The following is a 21,612-nucleotide window of genomic DNA, read 5'->3' as shown; positions in this document are numbered from 1 at the left end:
ATTGAGGACGCGATCCATGCCATCCGCTGACAGATCCGCCCGGCGCCGAGCACCGGCCGCCGTGGCCCTGACGCTCGGCGCGGGCCTGCTGGCCGCACCCGCCGTCCCCGCGCAGGCGGCCGACACGCCCCCGCCCGTCGCCCGCTACACCTTCGACGAGGACGACCTCGCCTCCGGCCGGATCGCCGACAGCTCGGGCAACGGCCTGACGGCGACCCTGGTGCACGCCACGACCGCCCGCTCCGTGGCGGGCGCGGACGGCGGCAGGGCGCTGGCCCTGCCGGGCGGTGCGCCCACCTCCGACGGCGCGTACGTCCGGCTGCCCCGCGCGGTGATCGGCGACACCAGCGACCTGACGGTCTCCGCCCGGGTGAAATGGAGCGGCGAACGGTCGTCCTGGCAGCGGATCTTCGACCTGGGCACCGACACCAGCAGGTACCTCTTCTCCACGCCCTACAACGGCGACGGGCGCCTTCGCACCGCCGTCACCACCGGCGGCGGGGGCGCGGAGGCACAGGCCGGCGGGTACGCGATGCTGCCCGCCGACGCGTGGAAGACCGTCACCGTCACCCTCGACACCGCCGCCGGTCAGGTCACCACCTACCTCGACGGTGTGGCGGTCTCCTCCGCCGAGACCGACGTCAAGGCGAAGGACCTGCTGAACGCCTCGGCCACCGCCGCCGGCTACATCGGCAAGTCCTTCTGGCCCGACCCGCTGCTCAACGGTGCGATCGACGACTTCACCGTGTGGCACGCGGCGCTCAGCGCCGAACAGGTGGCCGGTACCGTCGGGGACGTGCCCACCGTCCAGGAACCCTCGAAGACGTCCTTCGAGGTCCGCACCACGACCGGGACCGCCCCCGCGCTGCCCGCCACCGTCCGCTCGTCCTTCTCCGACGGCTACGACCGTGACACGCGGATCGCCTGGGACGCCGTACCGTCCGAGAAGTACGACCGGCCGGGGACGTTCACCGTCGCGGGGACCGCGGCCGGGCGCGCGGTGAAGGCGACCGTCACGGTGGTGCGCGAGGGACAGCTCACCGTCGACCTCGGCTCGGACACCGGCGCGTTCCACGGCGGCGCGTCCGGCACGCTCTACGGCGTGTACGGGCCGGACGTCCCCACCAACAACCTGATGGAGGGCATGGGCCTGCGCACGGTCTCCACCAAGGCGCAGGACGGTCCGCAGCACCCGGGGGCCGACGCGCTGGAGGTGGTGAAGCCGCTGGCCGACTCCACCGACGGCGATGTGTACATCTACATGACCGACATCCACCGCGGCTTCCCGTACCAGTGGCCGGGCGACACCCCGCAGGAGAAGCTCAGGCTCTACGAGAAGAAGATCGCCGACCAGGTCGACCAGGTCCTGAAGCTGCCGAAGAAGTACCAGGGCAACATCGTCTTCGTGCCGTACAACGAGCCCGAGGGCAACATGTTCGGTACCGGTGAGTGGAGTTACGACAAGGTCAGCTGGCTCACCGACCCGGACGACTTCTTCGCCGCCTGGGACGGCGCCTACCGGCTCATCAAGGAGAGGATGCCGGACGCCCGCATCGCCGGCCCCAACACCAGCGTCCTCTACGACCAGGTGAAGGGCTTCCTCCAGCACACCGTGGCCGCCGGCACCGTCCCGGAGGTGATCACCTGGCACGAGCTGAGCCACCCGGAGGCGGTGCGCGCGAGTGTCGCCAAGTACCGGGGCTGGGAGAAGGAGGTGTTCAAGGGCACCGACAAGGAAGGCACCGAACTGCCCGTCAACATCAACGAGTACGCCTTCAACTACCACACCTCCGTCCCCGGCCAGATGATCCAGTGGGTGTCCGCGATCGAGGAGTCCAAGGTGGACGCCGACATCGCGTACTGGAACATCGACGGCAACCTCTCCGACTCCGCGGTGCAGTCGAACCGGGGCAACGGCCAGTGGTGGCTGCTGAACTCGTACGCGTCGATGAGCGGCCACACGGTGAAGGTGACCCCGCCGTTCCCCGGCGAGAACTACACCATGCAGGGCGTCGCCACACTGGACGAGAAGCGCAAGCAGGCCCGGCTGGTCTTCGGCGGGTCCACCGGCAAGGGCCACATCACCTTCGCGGACGTCCCGAAGAAGCTGTTCGGGGAGCGCGTGCACGCCTGGGTGCGGGAGATCGAGTGGACCGGGCAGCTCGGCGACTCCTCCGGCCCGAAGCTGCTCACCGAGACGGACCTTCGGGTCGGTGACGACGGCACGGTCGTCGTCGGCTTCGGCGACGGCACGCTGCCGGCGCTGAAGGAGTCGTCGGCGTACGAGATCGTCCTCAGCCCGGCCGAGAAGGCGAAGGGCACCCAGACCCCGCCCGCTTCCTGGCAGGCGTCCTACGAGGCGGAGGCCGCCGCCCACACCGGGTCCGGTTACTCCAGGAACGGCCCCGAGGGCTCCCCCCGCGACGTGTCGAAGTTCTACACCTCGGGCGGCTACGACGTGGGCGGTCTGCGCACCGGTTCGGACGTCACCCTCGACTTCGCGGTGGACGTGCCCGAGGACGGCACCTACGACCTGAGCGTCTTCGCCAACTCCCTCAACACCTTCGACAAGGTGAAGGAGCAGGGCCCCACGAACGTCTTCCTCCGCGTGGACGGCAAGGCGGACGGCGAGCAGGAGCTGCATCTGCCGCTCGGCTACAAGTGGGTGGTGTGGGACCACACCGACACCAAGGTGCGCCTCACCAAGGGCAAGCACACACTGACGCTCGCCGCCAGGAGCCTCGACGGCAAGCACGTCACCCAGGGGGACGCCATCGTCGACCGCCTCACGCTGTCCCTCCCCGACCCCTCGGCCGAAACCCAGGTGTACGAGGGTGAGTTGGCCTGGCCGGCCCAGGGCGCGCAGCCCGTCTACGAGCTGCCGAAGAAGGCCGTGGTCCCCGCCACCGGCTCGGGCGCGATGCGGCTCACGAAGGACCAGACCGCCACGTTCTGGGTCTACTCCCCCACGGAGCGCGAGGCGACTCTCAAGGTCGACGCCCTCGACACCATGAAAGCCCGGCTCTCCGTCAACGGACACGACGTCCTGCGCCTGACCAAGACCAAGAACAGCGTGGCCGTCTCCCTGTCGGGCGGCGTCAACAAGGTGACCGTGACCGGCCGTTCGGCCACCACCCTCGTCGACCGTCTCACGGTCACGCCGACGGAAGGCTCGCTCCCGACGCGTACGTACGAGGCGAAGGACGCGAAGCTGGCGGGCTCGGCCACGCTCACCCCGCTCTCCCTGGCGACCGACGGCACGGCGATCAGCGGGATCGGCGGCGGCCCCGGCAACGGAAACACGGCGACCTTCACCGTCACCGCGGACCGGGCCGGCCTTCACGCCCTGCGCATCCGCTACTCCAACCCCGAACAGTCCGAGGCCACCCACTACAACCCGGACCCGCTCGCCCGCCACGCCGACCTCACCGTCAACGGCGGCGAGGCGCGGCGCGTCGGCTTCCCGCACAGCTTCCACCGCAACAACTTCTGGGAGCTGACCGTCCCGGTCGACCTCAAGAAGGGCCGCAACACCCTCACCCTGCGCTCCGAGGAGCTGCCGAACTTCGACGGCACCACCTACGCCTCGGACACCTTCCCCGGCGTGCTGCTCCGCTCGCGCTACGCACCGCTGATCGACCGGATCACCGTGGCGCCGTACGCGGGCGAGCCGCGATGAGCTGAGTGGTGAAGCGCCCGGTCCGTCGTGGTCGACGGGCCGGGCGCTTCGTCGTCGGAGCCCCGGTTCTCCGTCCACGCCCTTGACCGGGCCTCGCCCCTCTTGGACCATGTTGCGTATCGCTCTACATGTTGCTCAATACGCACCGCCGGCTGAGAAGACGAGGTCGTACGCATGTCGCTTCTGAACACTCCCCTGCACGAGCTGGACCCCGAGGTCGCCGCCGCCGTCGACGCCGAGCTGCACCGCCAGCAGTCCACCCTGGAGATGATCGCCTCCGAGAACTTCGCCCCCCTCGCCGTCATGGAGGCCCAGGGCACCGTCCTCACCAACAAGTACGCCGAGGGCTACCCCGGCCGCCGCTACTACGGCGGCTGCGAACACGTCGACGTCACCGAACAGATCGCGATCGACCGCCTCAAGGAACTGTTCGGCGCGGAGTACGCCAACGTCCAGCCGCACTCCGGCGCCTCCGCCAACCAGGCCGCCCTCTTCGCCCTCGCCCAGCCCGGCGACACCATCCTCGGCCTGGACCTGGCCCACGGCGGCCACCTCACCCACGGCATGCGCCTGAACTTCTCCGGCAAGCAGTTCGACGTGGTCGCCTACCACGTGGACGACGCCGGCCTGGTCGACATGGACGAGGTCGAGCGGCTGGCCAAGGAGCACCGCCCGAAGGTGATCATCGCGGGCTGGTCGGCGTATCCGCGGCAGCTGGACTTCGCCGCGTTCCGCCGGATCGCCGACGAGACCGGCGCGTTCCTGTGGGTGGACATGGCGCACTTCGCGGGTCTGGTGGCGGCCGGGCTGCACCCCAACCCGGTCGAGTACGCGGACGTGGTCACCTCCACGACCCACAAGACGCTGGGCGGCCCGCGCGGCGGCATCATCCTCGCCCGGAGCAAGGAGTTCGCCAAGAAGCTCAACTCCTCGGTGTTCCCCGGCTTCCAGGGCGGTCCGCTGGAGCACGTCATCGCGGCCAAGGCGGTCTCCTTCAAGGTCGCCGCGAGCGAGGAGTTCAAGGAGCGCCAGCGGCGCACGGTCGAGGGCGCGAAGATCCTCGCCGAGCGGCTCACCGCCCCCGACGCCCGCGAAGCCGGCATCGACGTCCTGTCCGGCGGCACCGACGTCCACCTCATCCTCGTCGACCTGCGCAACTCCGCACTCGACGGACAACAGGCCGAGGACCGCCTCCACGAGGTCGGCATCACCGTCAACCGCAACGCCGTCCCCAACGACCCCCGCCCCCCGATGGTCACCTCCGGCCTGCGCATCGGCACCCCCGCCCTCGCCACCCGCGGCTTCACCGCCGAGGACTTCACCGAGGTCGCCGACGTCATCGCCCAGGCCCTCAAGCCCGACCCCGACACCGAGACCCTCAAGGCCCGGGTCAAGGCCCTCGCCGACAAGCACCCGCTGTACCCGACGCTCGGGAAGTAAAGCGCTGTGGGGCACCCTGACGGGTGCCCCACACGGGTCGGTGCGCGTGCTGTCGGCTCAGGCCGACAGGTGTTCCGTCGCCGCGTCCAGCAGCCAGTCCGTCAGATACCCGGCGAAGGACGAGCGGACCAGTACCCAGAACCCCGTGGCGGGTTCGTCTCGGGCGACCAGGACGACCTGGGTGCGGCCCAGGGTGGTCTGGGCGCAGCGCCCGGCGCCGAAGGCGCGTGGGTGCAGGTCCAGGGCGCAGCCGTGGGACAGGAGCTCGCGCGCGCCGGGGCCGGCCACGAGGAGGGTGGTGCGCTGGGCCGAGACGTCGGTGACGGAGACGGGTTCGTCGCCGGCGGCCGTGCGGATCCGGTCCTCCAGGTCCCGGGCGCTGCCCGGCGGGCCCACCAGCAGCCATTCGTCGGGCCCCAGCCACAGGGCGGTCAACTGCCCGGCGCGTACGACGGTGTCGGGTTCGAGGGGCAGCGGGAGGTCCAGGGCGAGGCCGATGGCGTCGGCGGCCGCCCCCTTGGCGTCGAGGCGGATGTCGAGCTGGGTCAGGAAGGGGAGTTCGGCCAGCCGGATGGCACCCCGGGAGGCACGGGTGGCGCCGGCCAGGCGGCCCGCGGCGTCGGACAGGGGGCTGCGGGGCGGAGCGGTGAGTGCGGTGTCAGCCATCACGACGTGCTCCCTCGGGGTCGTAGAGGACGGGGCTTGCCACGGTCACCGGGACCAGCCGGTCGCCCACGGGGGCGTACAGCCGTTCGCCGATGCGGTCCCGGCCGCCCTTGATCAGGGCGAGCGCGAAGGTCCGGCCGAGGGCGGCGCTGCGGTAGCTGGAGGTGACATGGCCGAGCATCGGGACGGGCGGCGCCGGCAGGACGCTGTCGGCGATCAGGTGGGTGCCCTCGGGGAGGAAGGTGCCCGGGTCTTCCGGGAGGAGGCCGACGAGGTGCTTGCGGTCGGCGCGGAGGGTGTCGGCGCGGGCGTAGGAGCGCTTGCCGATGAAGTCGGGCTTCTTCTTCGAGACCACCCAGCTCATGCCCAGGTCCTGCGGGGTGACGGTGCCGTCGGTGTCCTGGCCGACGATGGGGTAGCCCTTCTCGGCGCGCAGGACGTGCATGGTCTCGGTGCCGTACGGGGTGATGCCGTAGGCGGCCCCGGCCTCGTACAGCGCCTGCCAGAGGGTGAGGGCGTCCCAGGGCGAGACGTTGATCTCGTAGGCGAGTTCGCCGGAGAAGCTGATCCGGCAGACCCGGGCGTCGATGCCCGCGACGGCCGTCTCGCGCCAGGCCATGAAGGGGAAGTCGTCGTTGGACACGGTCAGTTGGGGTGCGAGTGCGCCGAGGACGTCGCGGGAGCGCGGGCCGACCAGGGCGACGGTGGCCCACTGTTCGGTCACGGACGTGCAGTGGACCTTGAGGTCGGGCCACTCGGTCTGCAGCCACTCCTCCATCCAGTCCAGTACGGCGGCCGCGTTGCCGGTCGTGGTGGTGACCAGGAAGCGGTCCTGGGCGAGGCGGATGACCGTGCCGTCGTCGAAGAGCATGCCGTCCAGGCGGCACATGACGCCGTAGCGGATCATGCCGACCTTCAGGGTGGACATCATGTTGGTGTAGAGCCGGTCGAGGAACACGGCGGCGTCCGGGCCCTGGACGTCGATCTTGCCGAGGGTGGAGGCGTCCATGAAGGCGACGCCGTCGCGGGCGGCGGCGCACTCGCGCAGCACGGCGCTCTCCATGTCCTCGCCGTCCTGCGGGTAGTACCAGGGCCGCTTCCACTGGCCGACGTTCTCGAAGAGGGCGCCGTGTTCGACGTGCCAGGTGTGGAGGGCCGTCGTGCGGATCGGGTCGTGCAGGGCGCCCCGGTCGCGGCCCGCGAGGGTGGCGAAGGAGACGGGGGTGTACGGGGGCCGGAAGGTGGTCGTGCCGAGTGCGGAGACGTCCACGCCGAGCAGTTCGGCGACCACGCCGCCGGCCAGGACGCCGGAGGTCTTGCCCTGGTCGTTGGCGGTGCCGGCCGTGGTGTAGCGCTTGGTGTGCTCGACCGAGCGCATGCCGGCGCCGGTCGCGCGGGTCAGGTCGTCGACGGTGACATCGCGTTGGAGGTCGACGAAGCGGGGGCGGCCGGTGTCCCCCGGGACGACGTACACGTGCATCGGCGGCGTCGGTCGCGGCTGGGCGGGCACCTGCGGGAGAGGGGGTGCCTCGGACCGGTAGCCCTCGGCCTCGACGGCGCGGGCTCCGGCGGCGGCGCCCTGGGCGAGGACCGCCGCGAGGTCGAACACGCCGCTCGCGCTGCCCGCCACCTCGACCGCCTGACGGCAGGTGTCGGGGACGAAGGAACCCAGCGCCTCGTCGTGGCGCAGCTTGCCGCCCGCCTGGCTGAAGAGGTGCGTGACCGGGTTCCAGCCGCCGGACACCAACAGGAGGTCGGCGTCGAACCGCCGCTGGCCCTCGGACTCCCCGTACGGGGCGACGGACACGGCGGTGAGGCGCGGATCGCCCTCCGTGCCGGTGACGGCGTGCCCGGCCAGTACCTCGATGCCGGCCTCGCGGGCGCGCCGCGCCCACTCGCCCGGTTCGGGACGGGTGTCGACGATCGCCGCGATGTCGACGCCCGCCGCGGCGAGGTCCAGGGCCGCCGCGTAGGCGCTGTCGTTGGCGGTGAACACGACGGCGCGGCGGCCCGGCAGGACGCCGTGGCGAAGGGCGTGGGTGCGGGCCGAGGCGGCCAGCATCACACCGGGGCGGTCGTTGTCCGCGAAGGCGAGGGAGCGTTCGTGGGCGCCGGTGGCGAGGACGACACGGCGGGCGCGGATACGCCAGACCCGTTCGCGGGAGACATGTGCGGGAGCGCTCGCGCCCAGGTGGTTGGTGCGGCGTTCCACGGCGAGGAGGTGGTTGTCGTCGTAGTAGCCGAAGACGGTCGTGCGGCGCAGTACGCGGACCTCGGGCTCGGCGTCGAGGTCGCGGGCCGTCTCCTCGACCCAGTCGAGGTGTTCGCCCGTGCCCGGGAGGCTGCCGCCCGGCTGTGGCTGGTCGTCGGCGAGGATGACGCGGGCGCCGCTGCGGGCGGCGGCGGCGGCCGCGGCGAGGCCGGCCGGGCCCGCGCCGACGACCAGCAGGTCGCAGTGGGCGTGTACGGCGTCGTAGCGGGCGGGGTCCGGTTCGGTGGCGAGGCGGCCCTGGCCCGGGAGGCTGCTCGCGACGAGGCCGTCGTACAGCTCGACGGTGGTCGCCGGGAGCATCGGCTCGGGGAAGGGGGCCTCGATCTGGATGACCGCGTTGGGTTCCTCGACGCCGGCCGAGAAGATGCCCCGGGGACGGCCGAGTTTGATGCTGGTGCCCGTCTCGATGACACCGTTGGCGAGGAGGGCGGAGGCGAGGGTGTCGCCTCGGTAGCCCTGGTACTCGGTGCCGTCGAAGACGAAGGTCAGGGGGGCGTCGCGGTCGATGTGGCCGCCGGTGGGCAGGCGGAAGGGCTGGGTCTCGCCCCCCGCCGGCGCCGGACGGGCCGGCGGTGCCGGGCTGGGCCGGTGCGTGGCCGGAGGCGACTCAGGGCTCGCCGGGGGTTCCACGAAAGCCGCGCGCGCGTCGGAGCTCGGCGCGCGCCGCAGTTCCTCCGTGGCCGGGCGCGGTTCTCCCGCCCGGTACACCGCCAGGATCTCGTTGGTCGAGGTGTCCCGTACCGCGTTGAACCACTTGCGGCAGCCCGCCGCGTGGCTCCACCGCTCGGCGAACGGGCCCTTGGGGTTGTCACGGAAGAAGAGGTAGCGGGCCCACTCCTCGTCGGTGAGGGCCGACGGGGTCTCGGGGTAGGGCACGTGTCCCTGGCCGCCGTAGTGGAACTCGGCCTCGTCGCGGGGCCCGCACCACGGGCAGGTGATGAGCAGCATGGTTGGGCTCCCTAGTGGGCCACCGCGGCCGCGCCGTGCTCGTCGACGAGCGCGCCGGTGGTGAAACGGTCGAGCGAGAAGGGGGCGTTGAGGGGGTGGGGGGTGTCGTGGGCGATGGTGTGGGCGTAGACCCAGCCGACCCCGGGGGTGGCCTTGAAGCCGCCCGTGCCCCAGCCGCAGTTGAGGTAGAGGTTGTCGACCGGGCTGAGGCCGATGATCGGGGAGGCGTCGGGGCTGGTGTCGACGATGCCGCCCCAGGTGCGCAGGACGTGGGCGCGGGCGAAGACCGGGAAGAGTTCCAGCGCGGCGGACATCTGCTCCTCGATGATGTGGAACGCGCCGCGCTGGGTGTAGGAGTTGTACGCGTCGATGCCCGCGCCCATCACCAGCTCGCCCTTGTGGGCCTGGCTGACGTACACATGGACCGCGTTGGACATCACGACCGTCGGGTGCACGGGCTCCAGCAGCTCCGAGACCAGTGCCTGCAACGGGTGGCTCTGGAGCGGGAGTTCGATGCCGGCCATGGCGGCCAGGACCGAGGTGTGGCCCGCCGAGCAGAGCGCGACCTTGCCGGCCGCGATCGGGCCGAGCGTCGTCCGCACACCGACCACTCTGCCGCCGACCACGTCCAGGCCGGTGACCTCGCAGTTCTGGATGATGTCGATGCCGGCGGCGTCCGCGGAGCGGGCCAGGCCCCAGGCCACGTGGTCGTGCTTGGCGATGCCCGCCCGGGGCTGGTAGGTGGCGCCCAGGACCGGGTAGCGCACGTCCGGGGAGATGTTGACGATCGGGCAGACTTCCTTCACCTGCTCGGCGTCCAGCCATTCCGCGTCGACGCCGTTGAGGCGGTTGGCCTCCACGCGGCGCACGCTGTCGCGGACGTCCTGCAGGCTGTGCGCCAGGTTCAGCACACCGCGCTGGGAGAACAGGATCGGGTAGTCCAGCTCCTCCGCCAGGCCCTCCCAGAGCTTGAGCGCGTGCTCGTAGATGCCGGCGCTCTCGTCCCACAGGTAGTTGGAGCGGATGATGGTGGTGTTGCGGGCCATGTTGCCGCCCGCGAGCCAGCCCTTCTCCAGCACGGCCACGTTGGTGATGCCGTGGTTCTTCGCGAGGTAGTGGGCGGTGGCGAGGCCGTGTCCGCCGCCGCCGACGACGATCACGTCGTAACTGCGCTTCGGCTCCGGTGTGCGCCACAGCCAGTCGGGGTGTTCGGGCAGCTCGGCGCCGGGGGTACGGGGGCTCATCGGACGTCTCCGTCGTGTGAGAGGTGCGGATGCTGCGAGTACTCGGGGACGTGCGCGTTCATACGGCGGTCGCGTTCCTCTCGGCTGCCTCGACGACGTTGGCCAGCAACATCGCCCGTGTCATCGGGCCCACACCCCCGGGCATCGGCGCGAGCCATCCGGCGACCTGGGTGGCGTCCGGGTGGACGTCGCCGACCAGACCCTCGTCGGTGCGGGTGATCCCCACGTCCAGGACGGCCGCGCCGGGGCGCAGCATGTCCTTGGTGATCAGTCCGGGTGAGCCGGCCGCCGCCACGACGATGTCCGCCTCGCGCACGTGCCAGGCCAGGCCCGTGGTTCCGGTGTGGCAGAGGGTGACGGTGGCGTTCTCGGACCTGCGGGTGAGCAGCAGGCCGAGGGGCCGTCCCACCGTGATGCCGCGTCCGATCACGCAGACCCGCGCTCCGGCGATCGGCACCTCGTACCGGCGCAGCAGCTCGACGATGCCGCGCGGGGTGCACGGCAGCGGCGCGGCCCCGCCGAGGACCAGCCGGCCGAGGCTGACGGGGTGGAGGCCGTCGGCGTCCTTCGCCGGGTCCATGCGCTCCAGGACGGCGCCCGCGTCCAGATGACGCGGGAGCGGCAGCTGGACGATGTATCCGGTGCAGGCCGGGTCGGCGTTCAGCTCGTCGATGACGTCCTCGACCTGGCGCTGTGTGGCGTCGGCGGGCAGTTCGCGACGGATCGAGGCGATGCCGACCTGGGCGCAGTCCCGGTGCTTGCCCCCCACATAGGCACGGCTGCCGGGATCGTCCCCGACGAGGACGGTCCCGAGACCGGGCGGAGGCCCGCCGGCGGCAGTCAACTTGCCTACACGCTCGGCGAGTTCACGACGAATGACGGCGGCCGTGGCCTTCCCGTCGAGCAACTGTGCGCTCACGGTCGGTGCTCCTTTTCGATCTCCGGACCCACTCACCCACGAAGACGGGACATCGACGGGTCGAACAACGGCTCCTCGGCCACCACGGCCTCCACGCGCTGGTCGAAGTACCCGATGTGCAGCGCGGTCCCGGGGACCGCCAGCTCCGCCGGCAGCCACGCGTACGCGATCCCCTTGCCGATGGTGTAGCCGTAAGCCGCGCTCGTGACGTAGCCGACGGCCGAGTCGCCGTCATAGACCGGCTCCTTGCCCATGACGACCGACCTGGGGTCGTCGATGGTGAGGCAGGTCAGCTTGCGGCGGACGTCGGTCGCGCGGCGCTCCAGCGCGGCCTTGCCGATGAAGTCGTCCTTGTCGCGCTTGACGGCGAAGCCGACGCCGGCCTCGTAGGGATCGTGCTCGTAGGTCATGTCGGTGCCGAAGGAGCGGTACCCCTTCTCCAGGCGCAGGCTGTTGAAGGCGCCACGTCCGGCGATGACACCGCCGAGCGGCCGGGCTGCGGCCCACAGGGTGTCCCACAGCTTCTGACCGAGGTCGGCGGTGGTGTACAGCTCCCAGCCGAGTTCGCCGACGTACGACAGCCGCATGGCCGTGACCGGGACGGAGCCGATGTGGGCGCGCTTGGCGCGGAAGTACTTCAGACCGTCGGCCGAGAAGTCCTCGTCCGTCAGCGGCTGGAGGACCTTGCGGGCGAGCGGGCCCCACAGTCCGATGCAGCAGGTGCCGGCGGTGATGTCGCGGACCTGGACGGTGCCGTCGGCGGGGAGGTGGCGGGTGAACCAGTCGAGGTCGAGGTTGCCGTTGGCGCCGACCTGGAAGACGTCGTGGGCGAGGCGGGCCACGGTGATGTCGCTGCGGATGCCGCCGTCGTGGTCGAGCAGCAGGGTGTATGTCACCGAGCCGACCGACTTGGCGACCTTGCCCGTGACCAGGCGCTCCAGGAAGGCGGCGGAGCCGGGGCCGGTGACCTCCAGGCGCTTGAGCGCCGTCATGTCGTACATCGCCACGGTCTCGCGGGTGGCCTGGGCCTCGGCGCCGACGATGGGCGACCAGTACCGCGCGGCCCAGTCGTTGGGGACGGGGATGTTGCGGCCCTCGACCAGGCCCGCGTTGGCCTCGTACCACTGGGGGCGCTCCCAGCCGGCCGCCTCCAGGAAGACGGCGCCGTGCTCCTGCTGGCGGGTGTGGAAGGGGCTGGTGCGGATCGGGCGGGGGTCACCGGACGGCTGCAGGGGGTGCAGGATGTCGTAGACCTCGACGAAGTTCTGGCAGTCGCGGGCCAGGACGTACTCCGGGGACAGCTGGTGCGGTTCGAAGCGGTTGACGTCGCACTCGTGCAGGTCGAAGGAGGAGCAGTGGCCGTCGACCAGCCATTCGGCGACGGCCCGGCCCACGCCCGCGGAGTGGGTGACCCAGACGGCCTCCGCGACCCAGAAGCCCTTGACGTCGGGGGATTCGCCGAGGAGCGGGTAGCCGTCGGTGGTGAAGGAGAACAGGCCGTTGATGCCCTCCTCGACCTTGGCCTCGACCGTCGCGGGCAGCAGGGACCGGGTCTCGGTCCAGGCGTCGGCGAAGTCCTCCTCGGTGAACTTCAGGACCGACGGCATCGCGTCGGCCTCGTCCACGGAGAGGATGTCGTCGGCGGAGATGGGCATGGGGCGGTGGCCGTAGTAGCCGATGCCGATGCCGTCGTAGCGGTCGCGGTAGTAGAGGTCGGCGTCCTGGTGGCGCAGGATCGGCCGCACCGCCTCCTCGGTCTGGCCGGCCAGCGCCGGTACCGGGCCGGTCCAGGCGAGCTGGTGGGCGAGCGGGGTGAGCGGGAGGTTCATGCCCACCATGCGGGCGATCTTCGGCCCCCAGATGCCGGCGCAGCACACGACGATGTCGGCCGGCAGGTCGCCCTGGTCGGTGCGGACCCCGGTCACTTCGCCGTCGGACCGGAGCACGTCCAGGACCTCGTGGCGGGCGAGGAAGGTGACGCCGCGCTCGGTGGCCCGGCGGATCTGCGCCTCGACGGCGAGGACGGCCTTGGCGAGGCCGTCCGTCGGTACGAGGAGGCCGCCGAGGACCCGGTCGCGGTTGACCAGCGGGTGCCGCTCGACGCATTCGTCGGCGCTCAGCAGGCGGGACTCGATGCCCCAGGCGGTGATCCAGCCGTGCCGGCGGTGCAGTTCGGTCAGGCGCTCGGGGGTGGTGGCCACTTCGAGGCCGCCGACCTGGAGGAAGCAGGGCTCGCCGTCGACGTCGAGGGAGCAGAACTTCTCGACGGTGTAGCGCGCGAGTTCGGTCATGGTCTTGGACGGGTTGGTCTGGAAGACCAGACCCGGGGCGTGCGACGAGGAGCCCCCGGTGGCGGGGAGCGGGCCCTGGTCGACCACGGTCACTTCGGTCCAGCCGCGCGCGGAGATCTCGTCCGCGAGGGCCGCGCCAACGACGCCCGCTCCGATGATGACCACTCGGGGTCCCGCCATCGCCGCACCTCCGATTGAAAGCCAGTCCAGCCGGTTCAGTTGCTGTCTGCGCAACATGGTTCAGGTTGCGCAACTCAATGTGCCTGTCGCGGGGAGGGGGTGTCAAGAGGTCCGGGACCCGAGGAAAACGGCCTCGCGGGCGGCCCCGGACACGGCACCGGACAGGGCCTTCGAACCGCCCCCGGACACGGCGATGCCCGGTGGGCGGCGCACATCAGTGCACGCCGCCCACCGGGCATGTTCGACCGCCGGTCCGCCCCGCGGTTACTTGATCCAGGCGTCGACCTTGGCGCGGTTGGCCTCGACCCACTTCTTCGCCGCGGCCTCGGGCGTCATCTTGTCCACCGCGATGTACTTGGCGACGGTGTTCTGGTCGTCGTTGGTCCAGGTGAAGTTCTTGACCAGGTCATAGGCCGGGCTGCCCGACTCGGCGAACTTCGTGCTGACGATCTTGTCGAGTTCGTAGACGGGGTAGTCGCAGGCCACCTTCTCCGCGTCCGCGTCACAGCCCGTCTTGTACTCCGGCAGCTTGACCTTGACCAGGGGCACCTCGGCCATGAACCACTGGGGCTCGTAGAAGTAGCCGATCACCCATTCCTTGTCCTTCTCCGCCTTGCGGAAGGCCTGGATGAGGGCGGTCTCGCTGCCCGCGTACACCACCTTGAAGTCCAGCTTCAGGTTCTTCACCAGGGCCTCGTCGTTGGTGACGAACGACGGGTCGCCGTCGAGGAGCTGGCCCTTGCCGCCCGACTCGGAGGTCTTGAACTTGTCGGCGTACTTGTCGAGGTTGTTCCAGTCGACGATGTCCGGGTGCGCCTTCGCCAGCCACGGCGGCACGTACCAGCCGATCAGACCCTTGTTGCCGGTCGCGCCGGCCTCGACGGCGGTCTTCTGGTCGGTGATGTACTTCTTCTTCAGGTCGTCGTGGCCCCAGTTCTCGATGACGGCGTCGACCTCGCCCGTCCCGAAGCCCTGCCAGGCGATCTCCTCCTTGAGGTCCTTCTTGGTGACCTTGCAGCCGAGGTCCTTCTCGGCGACGTACGCGACGACCGCCGCGTTCGCCTCGTAACCCACCCACGGGTTGACGGCGAGGTTGAAGGCGCCGCACTTGCCAGAGCCGCCCGACTCCTCGGAGCCCGACGACGAACTGTCACCGACCTTCGCACCGCCGCAGGCGGTGAGGGCGAGGCCGAGGACGGCCAGTCCGGCCACGCCGGCTCTCCACTGTCGTACTTGTGTTGCCATGGTCAGTGCTCCTTATGCGCTGACACGCCGCGCGGCGGCCTGCGTGATCCGGTCGAACATGACTCCGAGAAGGACGATGGCGAGGCCCGCCGCGAGTCCCTTCCCGTACAGCTGCCCCTGGGAGAATCCGGCTACGACGTCGTAGCCGAGGGCACCGGCTCCCACCAGGCCGCCCACCACCACCATGGACAGTACATAGATCAGGCCCTGGTTGGTGGCGAGCGTCAACGCACTGCGGGACATGGGCAGTTGAACCTTGGTGATGATCTGCCAGGTGTTGCACCCGGCGGCCGTGGCCGCCTCCACGGTCGTCGCCGGCACGGCCCGTACCCCGTCCGCGATGATCTTGATGGCGACCGGGGCGGCGTAGACGATCGCGGCGACGATGGCCGTGAAGCGGGTCGCGCCGAACAGCGCGAGGAACGGCACGAGGTAGACGAAGGGGGGCATGACCTGTGCCGCGTCCAGGGTGGGCCGCAGGACGCGGTCCACGAGCGCGCTGCGCCCCATCCACACGCCGAAGGCCATGCCGAGCACCATCACCAGCACCGTCGCGACGAGCGTCGAGGCCAGCGTGGTCATGCTGTCCGACCACAGACCCGTACCGAGCAGCAGGCCCAGGCACACGGCCGCGGTGACGCCGGCGCGCCAGCCGCCGAGCACCGTGCCGAGCGCGATGAGCACCGCGGCGACGAGCCACCACGGGGAGTCGGTGAGCAGCGACTGGAACGGGTTGAGCAGGCCGTTGGTGAGGGCGTCCCGGAAGGCGTTGGTGAGGCCGGCGAGGCTGTCCTGCACCCAGGTGGTCGTGGTGTCCGCCGCTCGCGCGACGGAGCTGCCGACGTCGCCCTCGCCGGGGAACTCGGCCGCCCACACGTAGGTGTGCGACATGTAGACGAGGACGGCGGTGACGACACCGCCGGCGGCCAGCAGCGGCCGTCGCCAGGTGACGAACCGGCCGGTCGAGCGCCGGGCCGCCTCCTGGCGCGCGCTGGCGGCGGTGGTGACCCGGTCGAGGACGATGGCCATGACGACGATCGCGAGTCCCGCGTTGAAGGCGGTGCCCACGTCGAGCGACTGCAGGGCCTGGAGGACGGTCTTGCCGAGGCCGGGCGCGTCGATCAGGGCCGCGATGGTCACCATGGCCAGAGCGGCCATGATCGACTGGTTGACGCCCATCACCACGGTCCGCTTGGACATCGGCAGCAGGACCTTCAGCAGCCCCTGCCACCGGGTGGCGCCCAGCGAGTCGGCCGCCTCCACGGTGGTCTCGGGCACCGACCGGATGGCGTGCGCGGTGATGCGGATCGCGGGCGGCGCCGCGTAGATCACGGTGGCGATGGTGGCGGAGGCGCCGCCGATGAGGAAGAACAGGGTCAGCGGGGCCAGGTAGACGAAGGTCGGCATCGTCTGCATGAAGTCCAGGAACGGTGTGACGAACCGGTTGAACCGTTCGGACAGGCCCGCCCACACGCCCAGCGGGATCGCGAACAGCAGCGCCACGCACACGGCGGAGACGGTGAGCGCCAGGGTGTCCATGCTCTCCTGCCACAGGCCCTGCAGCCCGAGGAAGGTGAAGCCGGCCACGGCCAGGAGGGCGACCCGCCAGTTGCCCACGGCCCAGGAGACGTAGCCCGCGATGCCGACGACGCCGAGCCAGCCGATCTGCGGGAGGGGCCGGTCGGCGGAGGGCTGGGAGATCAGTTCCTGGATGAAGGTCACCAGGGTGTCGATGACCAGACGGATCTCGTTGAAGAAGTACAGGAACAGCGGGTTGGAGTTCCGGTTGGCGCCGACGGAGTCGTTGAGGTCGTTGATCCACCGGTGCAGGTCCGTGAGGTCGGCCGCCGCGAGGGTGAGGGTCTGCTTGCCGCGCAGCACGGCGAAGAGCAGCAGCCAGGCGATCAGGATCGCGGCCACCACCGTGCCGCGCCCGACCCGGCGCAGCCGGGCGGCGGGCGAGGCGGCCGGGGGCGCGGAGTCCGTCTTCCGGGGCGGTTCGGGCTGCTGCGGTTGTTCGGGTCTCTCCACGGCGACGGTCATCACATGCCGCCTTCCTGCCCGGCGACCACCGCGAGGATCTCCTCGTCGCCGACGATCCCGAGCAGTTCACCGTTCTCGACGACCTTGACGGGCTTGTCGGCCGCCAGGACCGCCCGGGTGGCCTCGCGCACCACGACGTCCGGGCCGAGTTCGGGACCGTCCAGGGCGTCGCCGTCGCTGAGCGGGCGCATGATCCAGCGCAGGGTGAGCACGTCGCCACGCGGGACGTCCTTGACGAACTCGCGCACGTAGTCGTCGGCCGGGGCCCCGACCAGTTCGTCGCCGGTGCCGCACTGGACCATCTTGCCGTCGCGCATGATGAGGATGCGGTCGCCGAGCTTGAGGGCCTCGGAGAGGTCGTGGGTGATGAACACCATCGTCTTGCCGACCTCGTGGTGCAGCCGGATGACCTCGTTCTGCATGTCACGGCGGATCAGCGGGTCGAGCGCCGAGAAGGGCTCGTCGAAGAAGAGGACGTCCGGGTCGCCGGCCAGTGCCCGGGCGAGTCCCACGCGCTGCTGCATACCGCCGGAGAGCTGGTCGGGGTAGGAGTTCTCGTAGCCGGACAGGCCCACGAGCTCGACGACCTCCAGGGCCCGCCTGGTGCGCTCCGCCCTGCTCATGCCGCGGATCTCCAGCCCGAAGGACACGTTGTCGACGACGCGGCGGTGGGGCAGCAGCCCGAAGTGCTGGAAGACCATGGAGAACTTGCGGCGCCGGAGGTCGCGCAGGCGTGCGGCGTCGGCCTGGCGGATGTCCTCGCCCTCGAAGACGATCTCCCCGGCGGTGGGTTCGATCAGCCGGGTCAGACATCGCACCAGGGTGGACTTGCCGGAGCCGGACAGTCCCATGACGACGAAGACCTCGCCCTTGCGGACGTCGAAGTTCACGTCGCGCACGGCGGCGGTGCATCCCGTACGGTCCATCAGCTCGCGGCGGGTGAGGCCGCACAGCTCCTCCGACTCCGGCACCCGGTCCGCCTTCGGCCCGAACACCTTCCACAGCCGGCGCACGGATATGACCGGAGTACCGTCCGAGTCCTCGGGGGTGCCACGCCGCTCCGGCGCCTCGGTCTGTGTTGGGATCACGATCGGCCTCTTCTCGGCATTCAGCCGCGGAACCAGTGTTGCGGCCGGGGTTGGATGTTCTGCCAGATGTGCTTGGGCTCTCGGTACTCGTTCAAACCGGTCGGTCCCAGCTCCCGGCCCACGCCCGAATGCCCGAACCCACCCCACTCCGCCTGCGGCACGTAGGGGTGGTAGTCGTTGATCCACACCGTGCCGTGGCGCAGCCGCCGGGCGACCCGCTGGGCCTTGCCCGCGTCCTGGGTCCAGACGGCGCCGGCGAGCCCGTACTCGGTGTCGTTGGCGATGCGTACGGCGTCGTCCTCGTCGGTGAAGCGCTCCACGGTGAGCACGGGGCCGAAGGACTCCTCGTGCACCACGCGCATGTCCTGCCGGCAGTCGTCGAGCACCGTCGGCGGGTAGTAGAAGCCGTCCGCGAGCGCCGGGTCCTCGGGCCGCGCGCCGCCGCAGCGCAGGACGGCCCCCTCGGCGAGGCCGGCCGCGACGTACGCCTCGACCTTCTCCCGGTGCTGCGCGGAGATCAGCGCGCCGGTCTCGGCCTCGGGGTCGAAGGGTCCGCCGAGCCGGATCTGCCGGGCGCGGCGGACGACCTCGTCGACGAAGGCGTCGTGGATCGAGTCCTCGACGATCAGGCGGGCACCGGCCGAGCAGACCTGGCCCGAGTGCAGGAAGACGGCCGTGAGGGCGAAGTCGACGGCCGTCTCGAAGTCTGCGTCGGCGAAGATCACGTTGGGGTTCTTGCCGCCGAGTTCGAGGGCCACCTTCTTCACGGTCGCCGCGGCGGTGGCCATGATCCGCTTCCCGGTCTCCAGTCCCCCGGTGAAGGACACCATGTCCACGCGCGGGTCCTCGGAGAGCGGGGCGCCGACCTCGGGTCCGGTGCCGAGAACGAGGTTGGCGGCGCCGGCCGGCAGCCCCGCCTCCTGCAGTGCCCGCATCAGCAGGATCGAGGTGGAGGGGGTGAGTTCGCTGGGCTTGAGGACGATCGTGTTGCCGGCCAGCAGCGCCGGGGCGACCTTCCAACTTGCCTGCAGCAGCGGGTAGTTCCAGGGAGTGATGAGGCCGCAGACGCCGATGGGCTCGTGGACGACCCGGCTGACGGCGTCGTCGCGCCCGGTGTCGATCACCCGGCCCGCGTCGGTGCCGCCGAGCCCGCCGTAGTAGCGGAAGCAGGAGACGACGTCGGCGATGTCGTACTCGCTCTCCACCAGCCGCTTGCCGCTGTCCAGCGACTCGGCGCGGGCGAACTCCTTGGCGTCCCGCTCGATGAGGTCGGCGGTGCGCAGCAACAGGGCGCCGCGCTCCCGCTCCGGGGTGTGCGGCCAGGGTCCCTCGTCGAAGGCGGCACGGGCCGCGGCGATCGCCGCCTCGGTGTCGGGACGTGTCCCTTCCGATACGGTCGCGGTGAGCGTGCCATCAGCGGGACAGCGGATCTCCCGGCGCCCTCCGGCCACCGGATCCCGCCATTCGCCGGCCACATAAAGATCTGCCACGCGCCAAGCCCTTCAGCTGAAATGCGTTGCGCATCATGCATTCAATTGCTTGTGGTGGAACACCTTTGCGAATGGCGTCGACCTACGTCAAGAGGTTGGCCGATGACGATTTCGCCATGAGGACACTTCTCCGACCACTCTTGACCGCGAGCGGCGTCGAGCCGACCATGTTGCGTATCGCTCACCTTGTTGTGCAATACGCACCGACGGAGGCCACCGTGTCCGTAAGGTTCCCTCGATCGCAACCTGGCCGTGAGTTCGTCCTCACCCTTTCCTGCCCCGACAGCGCCGGACTGGTCCACGCGGTGAGCGGCTTCCTCGTCAGGAACTCCGGCAACATCCTGGAGAGCCAGCAGTTCGACGACCGCCTCCAGGGCCGCTTCTTCATGCGGGTCCACTTCGACGTCTCCGACCCGGACGCGACCATGAAGACCCTGTGCGACCGGTTCGGCCCCGTGGCCGAGGCGTACGGGATCACCTGGGCGCTCAGCGAGGCCTCGACCCCGACCCGCACGCTCATCATGGTGTCCCGGTTCGGCCACTGCCTGAACGACCTGCTGTTCCGCGCGCGCAGCGGCTCCCTGAACATCGAGATCCCCGCGATCGTCTCCAACCACCGGGACTTCGAGGGGCTGGCGGACACCTACGGCATCCCCTTCCACCACATCCCGGTCACCAGGGACACCAAGGCCGAGGCCGAGGCGCGCCTGCTGGAGCTGGTCCGCGACCTGGACATCGACCTGGTGGTCCTGGCGCGCTACATGCAGATCCTCTCCGACGACCTGTGCAAGCAGTTCGAGGGCCGCGCCATCAACATCCACCACTCCTTCCTCCCCAGCTTCAAGGGCGCGAAGCCGTACGACCAGGCCTACGACCGCGGGGTGAAGCTCGTCGGCGCCACCGCGCACTACGTCACCTCCGACCTGGACGAGGGGCAGATCATCGAGCAGGACGTGGTCCGGGTCGACCACTCGCTCGACCCCGGGGACCTGGTCACCGTCGGCCGGGACGTCGAGGCGCAGGTCCTCGCGCACGCGGTGAAGTGGCACAGCGAGAGCCGCGTGATGGTGGACGGCAACCGCACGGTCGTCTTCCGCTGACCACCACGCGAACCAGGGGCGGGACCCGGATGCCGGGTCCCGCCCCGCTTCGTATACGCCCCTTCGTACGCGACCTCTGCGTACGTCCTCCGTATACGTTCTCTGTTACGCGCTCCGTATACGCGCGCTCTTGTACACGTCTTCGAGAGGCCGGCCCACCCGCCGCGCCTCAGCCCCCGAGCCGCTCCAGCAGGGCGCGGCGCCAGGCCTCCGTCTCGGCGATCTGGTTGAAGGTGAACAGGTGCAGCCCGGCCACCCCCGAGGCGCGCGCGGTGAGCGTCTGCTCGGTACGCGTCAGCAGCTTCTCCGGCGCGTACCCCCCGGGCGTCGCGAACCGCAGGAACCACGACGGGTGCTTCGTCAGGAAGCGCGTCGACTCACCCACGCCGATCTTCGTCGCCATGGCCAGCAGCTTCGCCCGCTGCACGGGCCCGGCGACGCCGACATGCACGGGCAGCGCGATGCCCCGGCCCCGTATCCGGGCGATCCACTCCCCCAGCACCCGCGGGTCGAAGCACAGGTTGCTCACGACGTACGTGGCGTGCTCGCGCTTGTCCCACATCGCCTGGACGGTGATGTCGTCATGGATCAGCGGATGGCTCTCGGGGTAGCCGGTGACACCGACACGGGCGAACGGCGCCCCCAGTTCGCTCAGCCGGCGGAGCACCGGCAGCGCCCCGTCGTAGGCCCCGGCCGGCGGGTCGGCGTCGCCCGCCGGGACGAAGACGTCCTCCACGCCCGCCTCCCGCAGCCGGTCGACGACGTCCTTCAGGTGCGCGTCGTCCCGCAGCAGCCGCGCGGGCACGTGCGGGACGACCCGCCGGCCGTGCGCCGCGAGCCGGGCGGTCAGGTCGAGAGTGGGTTCGAGGCCCTTGACCGGCGACGCCGTCACGGTGACGACGACGTCGCGCGGAACATGGGCGAGGACCTTGTCCTCGGTCGCCTTCGCGGGCAGCACCTCGTAACGGACGCCGTCCAGCAGCGTCCGCAGTCCTGCGGAGCCCAAG

General features: G+C 70.7%; 13 protein-coding genes. 3 read left to right on the top strand and 10 right to left on the bottom strand.

Features of this window, described 5'->3' with window-relative positions; all coding sequences use genetic code 11:
- The first annotated feature begins 16 nt into the window (after positions 1-16).
- Positions 17-3,679 (top strand): LamG-like jellyroll fold domain-containing protein, encoded by a 3,663-nt coding sequence (locus H4687_RS41850; RefSeq protein ID WP_046919602.1) that lies wholly within the window; start codon positions 17-19, stop codon positions 3,677-3,679.
- Between the two features lie 174 nt (positions 3,680-3,853).
- Positions 3,854-5,119 (top strand): serine hydroxymethyltransferase, encoded by a 1,266-nt coding sequence (glyA, locus tag H4687_RS41845; protein WP_046918028.1) that lies wholly within the window; start codon positions 3,854-3,856, stop codon positions 5,117-5,119.
- 57 nt (positions 5,120-5,176) lie between these two features.
- Here glyA and H4687_RS41840 read toward each other — a convergent pair whose 3' ends face one another.
- The 9 genes from H4687_RS41840 to H4687_RS41800 form a co-directional block, all read right to left on the bottom strand.
- Positions 5,177-5,785, bottom strand: a complete 609-nt coding sequence (locus H4687_RS41840; protein ID WP_050398682.1) for a sarcosine oxidase subunit gamma — start codon at positions 5,783-5,785, stop codon at positions 5,177-5,179.
- Positions 5,778-9,005 carry a sarcosine oxidase subunit alpha family protein gene (locus H4687_RS41835; RefSeq protein WP_050398681.1) on the bottom strand — a complete coding sequence of 1,076 codons (3,228 nt, stop codon included), beginning with the start codon at positions 9,003-9,005 and terminating at the stop codon, positions 5,778-5,780. The genes H4687_RS41840 and H4687_RS41835 overlap by 8 nt, the downstream gene beginning before the upstream one ends.
- Before the next feature lie 11 nt (positions 9,006-9,016).
- On the bottom strand, positions 9,017-10,249 hold the full coding sequence (locus H4687_RS41830; RefSeq protein ID WP_050398679.1) for a sarcosine oxidase subunit beta family protein: 1,233 nt from the start codon (positions 10,247-10,249) through the stop codon (positions 9,017-9,019).
- Positions 10,250-10,307: 58 nt separating this feature from the next.
- A complete protein-coding gene (locus tag H4687_RS41825) occupies positions 10,308-11,168 on the bottom strand; it encodes a bifunctional methylenetetrahydrofolate dehydrogenase/methenyltetrahydrofolate cyclohydrolase (protein WP_046914184.1) in 861 nt (286 codons plus the stop codon).
- Between the two features lie 32 nt (positions 11,169-11,200).
- Positions 11,201-13,639 (bottom strand): GcvT family protein, encoded by a 2,439-nt coding sequence (locus tag H4687_RS41820; RefSeq protein ID WP_046914185.1) that lies wholly within the window; start codon positions 13,637-13,639, stop codon positions 11,201-11,203.
- A gap of 264 nt (positions 13,640-13,903) precedes the next feature.
- Positions 13,904-14,884: an ABC transporter substrate-binding protein gene (locus tag H4687_RS41815; protein ID WP_046914186.1), complete on the bottom strand. Its 981-nt coding sequence runs from the start codon at positions 14,882-14,884 to the stop codon at positions 13,904-13,906.
- A 12-nt stretch (positions 14,885-14,896) separates the two neighbouring features.
- Complete coding sequence (locus H4687_RS41810) at positions 14,897-16,927, bottom strand: ABC transporter permease (protein ID WP_046914187.1); 2,031 nt, start codon at positions 16,925-16,927, stop codon at positions 14,897-14,899.
- Positions 16,927-18,015, bottom strand: a complete 1,089-nt coding sequence (locus tag H4687_RS41805) for a quaternary amine ABC transporter ATP-binding protein (protein WP_046914188.1) — start codon at positions 18,013-18,015, stop codon at positions 16,927-16,929. The genes H4687_RS41810 and H4687_RS41805 overlap by 1 nt, the downstream gene beginning before the upstream one ends.
- A gap of 20 nt (positions 18,016-18,035) precedes the next feature.
- Entirely contained in the window at positions 18,036-19,505 is a 1,470-nt protein-coding gene (locus H4687_RS41800) for an aldehyde dehydrogenase family protein (RefSeq protein ID WP_050398677.1), read from the bottom strand.
- Positions 19,506-19,723: 218 nt separating this feature from the next.
- On the opposite strand from H4687_RS41800, the gene purU reads away from it, so the two are divergent.
- On the top strand, positions 19,724-20,605 hold the full coding sequence (purU, locus tag H4687_RS41795; protein ID WP_046914189.1) for a formyltetrahydrofolate deformylase: 882 nt from the start codon (positions 19,724-19,726) through the stop codon (positions 20,603-20,605).
- A gap of 169 nt (positions 20,606-20,774) precedes the next feature.
- Here the strand turns inward: purU and H4687_RS41790 are convergent, their stop codons facing one another.
- A complete protein-coding gene (locus H4687_RS41790; protein WP_046914190.1) occupies positions 20,775-21,611 on the bottom strand; it encodes a methylenetetrahydrofolate reductase in 837 nt (278 codons plus the stop codon).
- Between the last annotated feature and the right edge of the window lies 1 nt (position 21,612).

The organism is Streptomyces stelliscabiei (assembly GCF_014873495.1).
Classification (GTDB): Bacteria; Actinomycetota; Actinomycetes; order Streptomycetales; family Streptomycetaceae; genus Streptomyces; species Streptomyces bottropensis.
The sequence above is the reverse complement of the archived record's forward strand: the minus strand, read 5'-3'. Positions and strand labels throughout refer to the sequence as shown.

Coding starts and splice junctions, on each gene's coding strand:
- H4687_RS41850 (WP_046919602.1), top strand. CDS start 17: ATGCCATCCGCTGACAGATCCGCCCGGCGCCGAGCACCGGCCGCCGTG.
- glyA (WP_046918028.1), top strand. CDS start 3,854: ATGTCGCTTCTGAACACTCCCCTGCACGAGCTGGACCCCGAGGTCGCC.
- H4687_RS41840 (WP_050398682.1), bottom strand. CDS start 5,785: ATGGCTGACACCGCACTCACCGCTCCGCCCCGCAGCCCCCTGTCCGAC.
- H4687_RS41835 (WP_050398681.1), bottom strand. CDS start 9,005: ATGCTGCTCATCACCTGCCCGTGGTGCGGGCCCCGCGACGAGGCCGAG.
- H4687_RS41830 (WP_050398679.1), bottom strand. CDS start 10,249: ATGAGCCCCCGTACCCCCGGCGCCGAGCTGCCCGAACACCCCGACTGG.
- H4687_RS41820 (WP_046914185.1), bottom strand. CDS start 13,639: ATGGCGGGACCCCGAGTGGTCATCATCGGAGCGGGCGTCGTTGGCGCG.
- H4687_RS41815 (WP_046914186.1), bottom strand. CDS start 14,884: ATGGCAACACAAGTACGACAGTGGAGAGCCGGCGTGGCCGGACTGGCC.
- H4687_RS41810 (WP_046914187.1), bottom strand. CDS start 16,927: ATGACCGTCGCCGTGGAGAGACCCGAACAACCGCAGCAGCCCGAACCG.